The sequence below is a fragment of the Streptosporangium sp. H16 genome (assembly GCF_051918855.1).
Taxonomy (GTDB): domain Bacteria; phylum Actinomycetota; class Actinomycetes; order Streptosporangiales; family Streptosporangiaceae; genus Streptosporangium.
In genome coordinates, this window is sequence record NZ_JBPXMD010000025.1 from 106,774 (window position 1) to 118,637 (window position 11,864).

Sequence of the window (11,864 nt, forward strand, 5' to 3'; positions counted from 1 at the left end):
CCTGACTGTCCCCGGAGTCGCCCCATCGGGGACGCCGCCCGCGCCGTCCTCAGGGGTGAGGGCAAGGCCTAGGCTGACGCGCATGGATGCATCACCGGCGCGCCTGGTTCGAGAGTTTCACGAGAAGATCGGGCTTCCCCTCTCCGACGCCCCCGGCCTGCCTCCCGTGGAGCTGGCCCGCCTGCGGCAGAGGTTTCTCGACGAGGAGACGGCCGAGGTGGCGCAGGCCGCCGAGGAGGGCGACCTGGCCGGTGTGGCGCACGAGCTGGCCGACGTGGTCTACGTCGCGTACGGCACCGCCCTGACGTACGGGATCGACTTGGACCGGGTGCTCGCCGAGGTGCACCGGGCCAACATGACGAAGTCCGGCACCGAGAACGGCAAGGCCGCCAAGGGGCCGGGGTTCACGCCCGCCGACGTGGCCGGGGTGCTGGCGGGGGGAATCAGCGGTTCCGGACAGGCCGGGTAGGCCGGGTAGGCCGGGTAGGCCGGGTAGGCCGGATAGGTTGGCCGTCATGCCGGTGGAATTCCGTATCGCCCGTGCCGAGGACGTCCCGCTCATCGTGGCCATGCTCGCCGACGACGCCGTCGCGGCCTCGCGCCAGGGGGCCTTCGGCGACGAGCACCGCGCCGCCTTCGAGGCCATCGACGCCGACCCCGGCAACGAGCTGATCGTCGCGGAGCTGGACGGCGAGGTAGTCGGCACCATGCAGCTCACCTACATCCCCGGCATCTCCCGTCGCGGCGCGCTCAGGATGCAGATCGAGGCGGTGCGGATCGCCTCCGGCCTGCGGGGACGAGGGCTGGGCCGCACGATGATGGAGTGGGCCCTCGACCGCGGGCGGGCCCGGGGATGCGCCCTGGTCCAGCTGACCACGGACAAGTCCCGCGCGGACGCCCACCGCTTCTACGACTCCCTCGGCTTCGTCGCGTCCCACGAGGGATACAAGATCGCGCTGACCTGATCCATCAGGTGGCGCACGGGGCGAGCTCGACCAGGTTGTCGTGGTAGACGGCGCCGCGGCCCAGGTCGGCGTCGCGGGCGGCCACCACGGCGTTCGCCGTCGCGCCTCCAGGGCTGAGCTTGCGCCAGTGCCCCTTGGTGGACGCGACCACGCCGGGCCGTACCTTCTCACTGATCTCCACCACGGCCTCGAACTCGCCCTCGTCGTTGAACACCCGGGCCCGCTGCCCCTCGCTCAGCCCCCTGCGCGAGGCGTCCTCGGGGTTGACCAGGATCCGCGGGCCCTTCGAGCGCTTCAGCAGCTCGGGGTTGTTGCCGAAGGTGGTGTTCAGGAAGGTGTGGGAGGCGGGCGTGATGAGCGCCAGAGGGTACGGTCCCGGAGCGGCCGAGGCCGTGTGCGACGGGACGTAGGCCGGCCCCGAGCCGAACTCCATCCGGCCGGAGGGCGTCGGGAAGCCGTCGGTGAACGGCACGAACGGCTGGGGGACGCTGAGGCGGACCCAGCCCTCCTTGCGCAGCCGGTCGAGCGTGATCCCCTCCAGGGAGGGATGCCCCGAGGTGAGCAGCTCCTCGGCCAGCTCCAGGTCGGAGTCGTACAGGGACGGCTCGGTGAGCCCCATGTGCCGCGCCAGGCGGCGGAACGTCTCGGTGGTGGACAGGCACTCGCCCGGCGGCTCGACGGCGGGCTCGTTCCACATCAGGTACATGTGCCCGTAGCCCGCGTGCAGGTCGGCGTGCTCGATCTGCATGGTGGCGGGAAGGACGATGTCGGCGTAGTCGACGGTGTCGGTCGGGAACTGCTCCATCACGACGGTGAACAGGTCCTCGCGCAGCAGTCTCTCGCGGACCCGGTTCTGGCCGGAGGTGGAACCCATCGGGTTCGCCGCGTACACCCACAGGCACTTGACCGACTCGTCCAGCTCGTCGGCCAGCCGCGTCATGGTCAGCGTGCGGACCGGCCCGGGGAGCAGGTCGTCGCGGGTGTCGATGTTCAGGTGGACGTGCCCGCTGGTGGAGTACGCGATCCCGCCGCCCGGGTGGCGCCAGTCGCCCGTCACGCCCGGGATGGAGGCGATCGTCCGCATCGCGGTGCCGCCGCCCGCGTGCCGCTGCACGCCCATGGTGGCCCGGATTCCGGTGGGCCGCGTACGCGCCAGGCGTGTCCCCAGGGCCCGGATGTCGGCCTCGGGCAGCCCGGTGATCTCCGCCACGCGCGCCGGGGGGTGGCGCAGGATCTCCTCGCGGAGGTGCTCCCAGCCGCTTGTGTGGTTCTCCAGGTAGTCGCGGTCCTCGGCGCCCTCGGCGAGAACGACGTTCATCAGCCCCAGGGCGAGGGCCGCGTCTGTGCCGGGCCGGATCGGCAGGTGCTCGTCGGCCTGCTCGGCGGTGCGGGTGCGGATCGGGTCGATCGCCACCACGTGCGCCCCGGCCGCGCGGGCGTCCTGGACGAACTTCCACAGGTGGTGCCCGGACGTCAGCGTGTTCGTCCCCCACAGCAGGATGAGCCTGGACAGGGCGAACGTCTCGGGGTCCATGCCGCCCGGAGTGCCGTAGACCTGCCGCAGCCCGGAGTTCCCGGCAGAGGAGCAGATGTTCAGGAAGTGCCTCGACGCCCCCAGGACGTTCCAGAACCGCCTCCCGGCGATCCCCTCCGACCCCTGGACGTATCCCAGCGTGCCGGTGCCCAGATAGGGCCAGATCGCCTCGCCGCCGTGCTCGTCGACGATGCCCCGCAGCCGTACGGAGATCTCCTCCAGGGCCTCGTTCCAGCTGATCCGCTCGAACCGGCCGGACCCCTTGGGGCCGACCCGCCGCATCGGGTGCAGGATGCGGTCGGCCGCCCGGGTGTGTTCCAGGTAGCGGTTGACCTTCACGCAGAGCGCGCCCCGGGTGTACGGATGGTCCGGGTTGCCGCGCATCTTGACGGCACTGCCGTCCTGGACGGTCACCACCCAGGAGCAGGTGTCGGGGCAGTCCAGCGGGCACGCCCCCAGCACTCGCAATTCGCCTGACGACATGCCCCGACTGTAGCCGCGCCCCTGGGCCGGGACGCACGCACGTTCCCCTTTCCGGCCCCTGCCTGCCCCTGCCGGCACCCTTTCGGCACCGGCCCCTCAGGTCCTCCCGGCGGCGCGCCCGCCGCGCACCGCCCGGCTCTCCCCGTGCGGTACGCCGCGCGGCCCCGGCGTCATCGGGGAGGGCGCCTCACCTGAGAAGGCCGCCGTGCTCGTGGTCGTGGCCGGACTCCAGGCCGCCCGCGCCGGTGCCCGGTCCGGCGGTGCCCGGTCCGGCGGTGTCCGGCGTGCCGGGTGCGACGGCACCCTTGCCGGGCCCCTCGGGGGCACCGGGACCGCTGGGAGCCCCGAGAGCGCCGGGGCCGGGAAGGTCGCGGGCGTACCCGTAGACGAACGCCGCCGTCGCGATCGCGCCGGCGTTCACCTCCAGCGCCTTGTCGTCGATGTTGGCGATGGTGTCGCACGCCTGGTGGTAGCACTTGTCGTACGCCACCCCGGCGCTGCCGCCGAACTTCTCGGCCTCCTCGGCGGTCTTGAGGCGCTCGGCGCCGGTGAACAGCCCGCCAGAGGGGATGCCGACCGCGATGAAGGGGCCGTAGTCGGAGCGGCCGCTGAACTCGGCGTCCTGGTACGGCTCGCCCACCGCCTCGAAGTACGCCTGGAAGAGCTTTTCGATCGGGCCCGACCCGGGGGGCGGAGTCGCGCCGGCGACCGCGCCGGACGAGTCTCCGTCGTAGATCCCGAAAACGTAGTTCGGCGAGGCGATCATGTCGAAGTTCAGGTAGAGCTTGATCTTCGCCCGCTCCCTCGGGGGCAGGGCGGCCACGTAGTGCTTCGAACCGAGCAGGCCGAGTTCCTCGGCGCCCCAGAAGGCGAAGCGCAGCCTGTTCTTCGTCCGCAGCGACTTCGCCGCCAGCGCCGTCTCCAGGATGCCCGCGGTGCCCGAGCCGTTGTCGTTGATGCCGGGGCCCATCATGACGCTGTCCAGATGGGCGCCGAGCATGACGACCCTGTCCGGGTCGCCCCAGCGGCTCTCGGCGATGAGGTTGCGCGTCCTGCGGTCGGGAGCGCTCTCGGCGTCCACGACGAGCGTCGCCCTCGTTCCCGGCGCGGCCAGCTCCTCACCGGTCGCGAAGCCGGTGCCGACGACCGGGATGCGCACGGTGGAGGTGTTGACCGAGCCACCGAGCAGGGCCCGGCGGTCGGCGGTCCCCTCGCCCGCCTGTCCCTCGTTGAAGATGATCACGCCGGACGCGCCGGCAGCCTGGGCCTGCTCCGCCTTGACCTGGAAGCTGCAGGTGCCGCGCTGGACCAGCGCGATGTTGCCCGGGACGAATGCGGAGAAGTCACTCGCCTCACACCCCGAGGTGGATTCCACCCCCTGCTTCGGCGGCAGGACCAGGTCGACCCCCTGCACCGGGGCCGTCGCGTTTCCCGAGCCGGAGTACGTCATGGTCCTGAAGTCGGTGCCGGGCACGTACGTCTTGGCCGCGGGCCGGGTCCGTTTGAGCACGGGGGCCGCGACCTCGCGGAAGAAGGAGATCTTGAACTCCTGCGAGGTGACCCGGTATCCGGCGGCACGGAGCCTGTCCGCGACGTAGGCGAGCGAGGCGTCGTAGCCCGGTGTGGCCGCCGCCCGGGTGTCGCCGTTGGCGTCGGCGATCTTCTGGAGCCTCTCCAGGTGCCTCTTGAGGGACGCGAGCTTGACCGACGACCCGAACGCCTCCGCGCCCGCGGGGAGGGGGTTCCCGGCCGGCGGTCCGGAGTCGCTTTCTCCGGAGGCCGGCGTCGCGCCGGCCCGCGCGGGGTCGCGCCCTCCGGGAACGGGCGCCGCGCCACCCCCGGGTGTGGGCGTCGCGCCGGCCGGAGCGGTGGACACGGCGGACACGACGGCCAGGGACATGACCGAGGCCATGGTGATCGCGGCTAGCAACTTCCTCGGAGCGACGGAAGGGGCTTCCCGGCCCTCGGGCGCGGCTCTGCGGGACGCGGACGGGTGACGGAACATGATGGTCAGTTTTTCAGGCCGTCACCCATCAAATCGATTGTTCCCGCAGGTAGAACAGTCAATTCTCCATCTCGGACAGGTACGCTATGTTCGCCCGGTCCCCCTCGTCGAGGCTGGGGCTCCCCGCGAACCAGGCGTCCAGGATCTCCCCGAGCAGCGGGGCGGAGGTCAACCGGAGGCTGATCGCCAGCACGTTGGCGTCGTTCCAGCGACGTGCCCCGTCCGCCGTGGCCGCGTCCGCGCACAGCGCTGCCCGCACCCCGGGCACCTTGTTCGCCGCGATCGACGCGCCCGTCCCGGTCCAGCAGCACACGATCGCCTGATCGGCGGCCCCCGAGGCCACCTCCTCCGCGGCACGCGCGCAGCACCACGCCCAGTCGGCCCGTTCCTCGGCCAAAGCACCATGAGGTATCACCGTGTGACCTCTTTTCTCGATCGCGGAGACCAAGATGGAAGCCACGCCGTCAAGACTGTCGGAGGCCACTGAGATACGCATGACTCTGATTGTGGACACTCGAGGAGAAGATCGGTGACGCACCTGTAATGCGGAACGTGCAGAATCGCAGGCGGTGACGAAAATCGGGGGACTGGACGAAACGACGTCCGTCGACGGCACAGGGCCGACGACGGGCGACGATCTCGCCGTGCACGTCGTCGAGCCGCTGCTCCCGCAGCGGATCCGCCGCCCCTCCGACCTGTTGCGGTTCCTGGCGACCCTGCTCGTGCTCGTGGCCGTGATCATGCTCGCCTTCGTCGCGCAGAAGACCCTGAACGGCCTGGAGGGCGATGTCGCCGACGGCACCAGCCGGGCGCCGTTCCTGCTCAGCGGCCTGGCCGGGGTGCTGAGCGCGTCGGCCATGCTCGGCGTGCCCGTCGCCTTCGCCATCGAGCGGGTGCTCCACCGCGACGGCCTCCGGGTGGCCGAGGGACTCTTCGCGGCCATCGCCGCGATGGTGTTCTCCTTCGCTCTCGGCGAGTGGATCCTCAGCGCCGGCCCCGAGGACCTGCGGGTCCTGCTGACCGGCGGGCGGGCCGGGGTCGAGCCGATCAACACCCTGCTCACCCCGATCATCGCCTACGTCACCGCGGTGCGAATATCCCGGCGGCCCACCTGGCGGGCGGCCCTGTGGAGCGCGGTCGCGCTCAACGCCGTCGCCCTGTTCGCCGGTCTCGCCGCCACCATCCTCGGCATCGTCGTCTCCATCCTGGTCGGGCTGGCCGTCGGCTACGCCACCCTGTACGGCGTGGGCAGCCCCAACACCCGCCCGCCGGGCAGCATGGTCGTCGCGGCGCTCCGCAAGCTGGGCTTCGTCCCCGTCAAGGCCCGCAGGCTCGACGACGACCACCAGAGCAGCCGCCGCTACGCCGTCGACCTCAGGGACGGCAGCCGCCTCGACGTCACCGTCCTCGACCGTGACCGCCAGGTCGCCGGGGTGCTCTACCGCCTCTGGCGGCGCATCCGCCTCAACTCCGAGACCCGCCGCAAGGCCATCCGCTCGCTCCGCGCCGAGCTGGAGCGCGAGGCCCTGATGGCGTACGCCGCGCAGGCGGCCGGAGCGAGCACCCCCAGGCTCGTCGGCACCAGCGAGATCGGCACCGAGGCCGCGCTACTCGCCTACGAGCACACCCCCACCCGCCCGCTCGACAGCATCCCCGACAGCGAGATCGACGACAACCTGCTCGCCCAGATCTGGGAGCAGGTCCTGTTGCTGCAGGTCCAGCGGCTCGCCCACCGGCGGCTGACCGGCGACAGCATCCACGTCGACGGCGAGGGCCGGGTCATCCTGATGGACGCCCGCAGCGGTGAGATCGCCGCCGGTGACCTGCTGCTCCGTCTCGACATCGCCCAGCTGCTCACCTACCTCAGCCTGCGCGTCGGCGCCGAGCGGGCGGTCGCCGCCGCCGCGGCCGTGGCCGGGTCCGGCATGCTCGCCGACGCGCTTCCCCTGCTCCAGCGGATCGCGCTGACCCGGGAGACCAGGGCCGCGCTCACCAGGAACAAGGAAGTGCTCACCGAGATCCGCGATCGGATCGTCGAGCTCAAGCCGAGGACCGAGGCCGAGGAGGTGCGCCTGGAGCGCTTCCGTCCCCGGACCCTGATCACCATCATCGGCACCGCGTTCGCCGCGTACTTCCTGGTCTACTACCTGACCCAGATCAACCTCAACATGATCACGTCGGCCAAGTGGAGCTGGACCGGGGTGGCGCTGGTCGCCGCGATGCTGAGCTACGTCGCCGCCGCCCTCATGCTGATGGGGTTCGTGCCGGAGAAGCTGCCCCTCGGCCGTACGGTGCTCGCCCAGTTCGCCGGGTCGTTCGTCAAGCTCGTCGCGCCCGCCGCGGTGAGCGGGGTCGCGGTCAACACCCGTTACCTGCAGAAACGCGGCATCCCCCCGGGGCAGGCGGTGGCCAGCGTGGGCGCCTCCCAGCTCATCGGGCTGGCCTGCCACGTCGCCCTGCTGCTGCTGTTCGCCTACATCACCGGTTCCAACACCGCCTCGTCGTTCACCCCGTCGCGCACCCTCGTGATCACGCTGCTCGCCGTGGCCGTGCTGATCCTGGTCGTCGTGAGTGTGCCACGCCTGCGCCGCATGATCACCTCGCGGCTCCGCCCGCTGTTCTCCGGCGTCATGCCGCGCCTGCTCGACATCCTCCAGTCACCCCGGAAGATCGTCGAGGGCTTCGGCGGCACCCTGATGCTCACCCTGTTCTTCGTGGTCTGCCTGGACGCCTGTGTCCGCGCCTTCGGCGGCTCCATCAACTTCGCCGCCGTCGCCATCGTCTTCCTCGCGGGCAACGCCATCGGCTCGGCCGCCCCGACCCCCGGCGGGCTCGGCGCCGTCGAGGTCTCCCTCACGGCCGGGCTCACCCTGGCGGGCGTGCCGCGTGAGGTGGCGGCCTCGGCCGTGCTGCTGTTCCGGCTGCTGACCTTCTGGCTGCCGGTCCTGCCGGGCTGGGCCTCGTTCACGTACCTGCAAAGGCACGAGGCACTCTGACCCCGTCCGGCTCCCGTCCGGCCCCGGCTCGTCTTCTCGCGTTTTCCCGGGCCTTTCACGTACGGAGGCCGCCGGTCACCTGGACCGGCGGCCTCCGTACGCGAGAGCGGACGAGCGGGGGAGGTCAGGCCTCGCTTGACCCGGCCCAGATGTTGATGCCCGCGTCGACCGCGTCCTTGTCGATCGCCTCCAGCTCTCCGGCGTCGAACGAGGGGTTCTCCACCGCCGCGAGGCTGTTCTCCAGCTGCTTGACGCTGCTCGCGCCGATCAGCACCGAGGTTACGCGCCTGTCGCGCAGCGCCCAGGCCAGCGCCATCTGCGCCAGCGACTGGCCGCGCCGGCCCGCGATCTCGTTCAGGGTGCGGATGTGCCGCATCGTCTCGTCGGTGAGCATGTCCGGGGTGAGGAAACGCCCCTGCGAGGCCCGCGACCCCTCCGGAATCCCGTTCAGATACCGGTCGGTCAGCATGCCCTGCGCCAGCGGCGAGAACGCGATGCAGCCCGCGCCCTCCTCCTCCAGGACGTCGAGCAGCCCGCCCTCGATCCACCGGTTCAGCATCGAGTACGAGGGCTGGTGGATCAGCAGCGGCGTGCCCATCTCCCGCAGGATCCGCGCGGCCTCCTTGGTGTGCTCGGGCGAGTAGGACGAGATGCCCGCGTACAGCGCCTTGCCCGACCGGACCGCGTGGTCCAGCGCGCCCATCGTCTCCTCGAGCGGGGTGTCCGGGTCGAACCGGTGGCTGTAGAAGATGTCGACGTAGTCGATCCCCATCCGCTCGAGAGACCGGTCCAGGCTGGACAGCAGGTACTTGCGCGACCCCCACTCGCCGTACGGGCCCGGCCACATGTCGTAGCCCGCCTTGGTGGAGATGACCAGCTCGTCCCGGTACGGCGCGAAGTCCTCGCGGAAGTGCCGTCCGAAGTTGGTCTCCGCGGTCCCGGGCGGCGGGCCGTAGTTGTTGGCCAGGTCGAAGTGGGTCACCCCCAGGTCGAAAGCCCTCCTGAGGATGTCCCGCTGGACCTCGAAGGGCTTGTCGTCACCGAAGTTGTGCCAGAGCCCCAGGGAGACGGCGGGCAGCTTGAGCCCGCTCTTGCCGACCCTGTTGTACGGCTGGCGATCGTCGTACCTGTCTTTCGCCGCGATATACGTCACTGAGTCACCTTCGTCGTGTCGAGAATCCAGGAGAGGGTGAAGGCCTCTTCGCGCCAGGAGTCGTACCTGCCGCTGCGGCCGCCGTGCCCGGCGCCCATCTCCGTCTTGAGCAGGAAAGGCCCGCCGCGCGCGACGTCGCGGAGCTTCGCGATCCACTTGGCGGGCTCGTGGTAGAAAACCCTCGTGTCGTTGAGGCTGGTGATCGCCAGAATCGGCGGGTAGGCCCGGCCGTCCACGTTCTCGTAGGGCGTGTACGACTTCATGTACGCGTACACCTCGGGATCGTGCAGCGGGTCGCCCCACTCGTCCCATTCGATCACGGTCAGCGGCAGCGACGGGTCGAGGATCGTGTTCAGCGCGTCCACGAACGGCACCTCCGCGACCACGCCCGCGAAGGTCTCCGGCGCGAGGTTGGCGACCGCGCCCATCAGCAGCCCGCCCGCCGACCCGCCCCTGGCGACGATCGCGCTCGACCAGTTCGCGGCGGAGAGGTGCTCGGCGGCGGCGACGAAGTCGGTGAAGGTGTTCTTCTTCTTCTGGAACTTGCCGTCCTCGTACCAGCGGCGGCCCATCTCACCGCCGCCCCTGACGTGCGCGACGGCGAACACGAAACCCCGGTCGAGCAGGCTGAGCCTCGCGATGGAGAACGACGGGTCGATCGAGGTCTCGTAGCTTCCGTAGCCGTACAGCACGGTGGGGGCGGGCCGCTCCGTGCCTTTTTTGACCACGATCGAGATCGGCACGCGGGTGCCGTCCGAGGCGGTCGCCCACTCGCGGAACTGCTCGTAGTCGGCCGGGTCGTAACCGCCCAGCACCACCTTCTGCTTCAGCAGGATCAGCTCGCCCGCGCCGAGGTCGTAGTCGTAGACCGACGGCGGAGTGATCATGCTGGTGTAGCCGAGCCGCAGCCGTCCGGTGACGAACTCCGGGTTGCCCGACGGGGCCACGTCGTAGATCGGCTCGGGGAAGGAGATCTCGTACGCCTCCCCGTCGCGGGGCAGGATGCGGATGCCGGTGAGGCCGTCCCTGCGGAAGTGCACGACGGTGTGGCCCTCGAAGGCGTCGATGTCGAGCAGCCGGGTGTCGGCGCGGTGCTCGATGATCGGCGTCCAGCTGCCGGGGTCGTCGAGGGGCGCGGTGGCCAGCTCGAAGTTCTCCGCGTTCCGGTTGTGCAGGATCAGGAAGTGGTCACCCGCGTGGTCGACGCCGTACTCGACACCGGTCTCCCTGGGCCTGACGACCCGGAACTCGCCGGTGGGATCGTCGGCCTCCAGGACGCGCACCTCGCTGGTGATCTTGCTTCCGGCGGAGAGGACCAGGTAGCGCTCGCTGCGGCTGAGCCCGACGCCGACCCAGAACCGCTCGTCGGACTCCTCGTGCACGAGCACGTCGTCCTCGGCCGGGCTCCCGATCGTGTGCCGGTGGACCTGGTTGGGCCGCCAGGCCTCGTCGACCGTCGTGTAGAAGAATGTCGTGCCGTCGGCGGACCAGGCGCCGCCGTAGAAGATGCCGGGAATCTCGTCGGGGAGGGTCTCGCCGGTGGTGAGGTTCTTCACCCTCAGGGTGAAGCGCTCGTCGCCGGTGAAGTTGGTGGAGTAGGCCAGCAGGGTGCCGTCGGGGCTGACCGAGCTGGTACCGATCGAGAAGAAGTCGGAGTCTCCGGCGAGCTCGTTGCCGTCGAGCAGGACCTCCTCACCGGGAAGCGACTCTCCGGCCTTCACCTCGGGCGGCGTCTCGCCGTCCGCCGCCACCCGGCACTGGAGGCCGTACTGCTTGCCCTCCTCCGTCCGCGAGTAGTACCACCAGTCGCCCTTGCGGGTGGGGACCGAGAGATCGGTCTCCAGGGTGCGTCCCTTGATCTCCTGGAAGAGCGTCTCCTGCAGGGGCTTGAGGTGGGCGGTCGCCTCCTGCGTGTAGGCGTTCTCCGCCTCCAGGTAGGCGACCACATCCGGGTCGTCCTTGACCGTCAGCCACGCGTAGTCATCGACCACGGTGTCCCCGTGGTGCACGCGCTCGCTGGGAACCTTCTTCGCCGTCGGCGGCGTCTGGCTGCTCACTCAGCCGAGTCTATGTTTCCGCCGATGCCTGTTCGGATTCACCCGCTCGGCCGATGCGGTCGGTGCGGCCGGCTCGTTCGGCTCGCCGGGCTCGGCCGGTCGGGGCGGTTCGGTGGGATCAGGCGGTCGGGTGGTTGGGCTGGGTGGTTGGGTGGCCCGGCTCGGCTCGCTTCGCTTGCGGACCGGGGCACCTTCCGCTCTGCCCGCTCTGCCAACCTCCCGCTTCCCGGCTGCGGGGTTCGCCGTTACGTCTCGAGCGGTCTTCGGGGGCTGCTAATCTTTTGATGTCGGCAAGGTCCGGCGCAAACCACTCCAATCACTCCGGTGACTTCCGTATGGCTTGTGTCGTGTTTGCCGACAATCCCTTTGAAACCAACGGTCTCGAAGATCGGTTCGCAGAGCCGCTCAAGGGCTGGTAAGTTAGAGGGGTTGCTCTGGAAACGGGGCCGCCGAAATTCCAGCAGGGCCAGCTAGATCGAATCAACCGGATCAAAACAAGCCGGTTTGACACGAAAAAGCGGGCCTGAAAGAATAAAGGCACAACGAAAGAACAGAATAAAACAAAACGAACGTCCCGGAGTTCTGCCGGACCACTTGGTCGGGTCAGGGTGATGGTGTACGCGTCCGTTTCTTGAGAACTCAACAGTGTGTTAAAAGCCAGTGCATGAAGC

General features: G+C 70.0%; 7 protein-coding genes and 1 pseudogene. 3 read left to right on the forward strand and 5 right to left on the reverse strand.

What is annotated here, in order from left to right; genetic code table 11:
* Positions 1–82: 82 nt before the first annotated feature.
* Together ACTOQ2_RS32615 and ACTOQ2_RS32620 are read left to right on the forward strand one after the other, a co-directional pair.
* Positions 83–343: pseudogene (locus ACTOQ2_RS32615) on the forward strand (MazG nucleotide pyrophosphohydrolase domain-containing protein); the annotation flags it as partial.
* A gap of 172 nt (positions 344–515) precedes the next feature.
* Positions 516–965: an N-acetyltransferase family protein gene (locus tag ACTOQ2_RS32620; RefSeq protein WP_440104655.1), complete on the forward strand. Its 450-nt coding sequence runs from the start codon at positions 516–518 to the stop codon at positions 963–965.
* A gap of 4 nt (positions 966–969) precedes the next feature.
* Here ACTOQ2_RS32620 and ACTOQ2_RS32625 read toward each other — a convergent pair whose 3' ends face one another.
* The 3 genes from ACTOQ2_RS32625 to ACTOQ2_RS32635 all read right to left on the reverse strand — a co-directional run bounded on the left by ACTOQ2_RS32625 (position 970) and on the right by ACTOQ2_RS32635 (position 5,483).
* On the reverse strand, positions 970–2,982 hold the full coding sequence (locus ACTOQ2_RS32625) for a molybdopterin-containing oxidoreductase family protein (RefSeq protein ID WP_440104656.1): 2,013 nt from the start codon (positions 2,980–2,982) through the stop codon (positions 970–972).
* Positions 2,983–3,169: 187 nt separating this feature from the next.
* The gene (locus ACTOQ2_RS32630; RefSeq protein ID WP_440104657.1) at positions 3,170–4,912 is read right to left on the reverse strand and encodes a M28 family metallopeptidase; all 1,743 of its coding nucleotides are present in this window, start codon (positions 4,910–4,912) and stop codon (positions 3,170–3,172) included.
* A gap of 133 nt (positions 4,913–5,045) precedes the next feature.
* A complete protein-coding gene (locus ACTOQ2_RS32635; RefSeq protein ID WP_440104658.1) occupies positions 5,046–5,483 on the reverse strand; it encodes an RpiB/LacA/LacB family sugar-phosphate isomerase in 438 nt (145 codons plus the stop codon).
* A 73-nt stretch (positions 5,484–5,556) separates the two neighbouring features.
* On the opposite strand from ACTOQ2_RS32635, the gene ACTOQ2_RS32640 reads away from it, so the two are divergent.
* Entirely contained in the window at positions 5,557–7,983 is a 2,427-nt protein-coding gene (locus ACTOQ2_RS32640) for a flippase-like domain-containing protein (RefSeq protein ID WP_440104659.1), read from the forward strand.
* Between the two features lie 124 nt (positions 7,984–8,107).
* Here ACTOQ2_RS32640 and mgrA read toward each other — a convergent pair whose 3' ends face one another.
* On the reverse strand, positions 8,108–9,136 hold the full coding sequence (gene mgrA, locus ACTOQ2_RS32645) for an L-glyceraldehyde 3-phosphate reductase (protein WP_440104660.1): 1,029 nt from the start codon (positions 9,134–9,136) through the stop codon (positions 8,108–8,110).
* Complete coding sequence (locus tag ACTOQ2_RS32650; protein WP_440104661.1) at positions 9,133–11,193, reverse strand: S9 family peptidase; 2,061 nt, start codon at positions 11,191–11,193, stop codon at positions 9,133–9,135. The genes mgrA and ACTOQ2_RS32650 overlap by 4 nt, the downstream gene beginning before the upstream one ends.
* Positions 11,194–11,864: the final 671 nt, after the last annotated feature.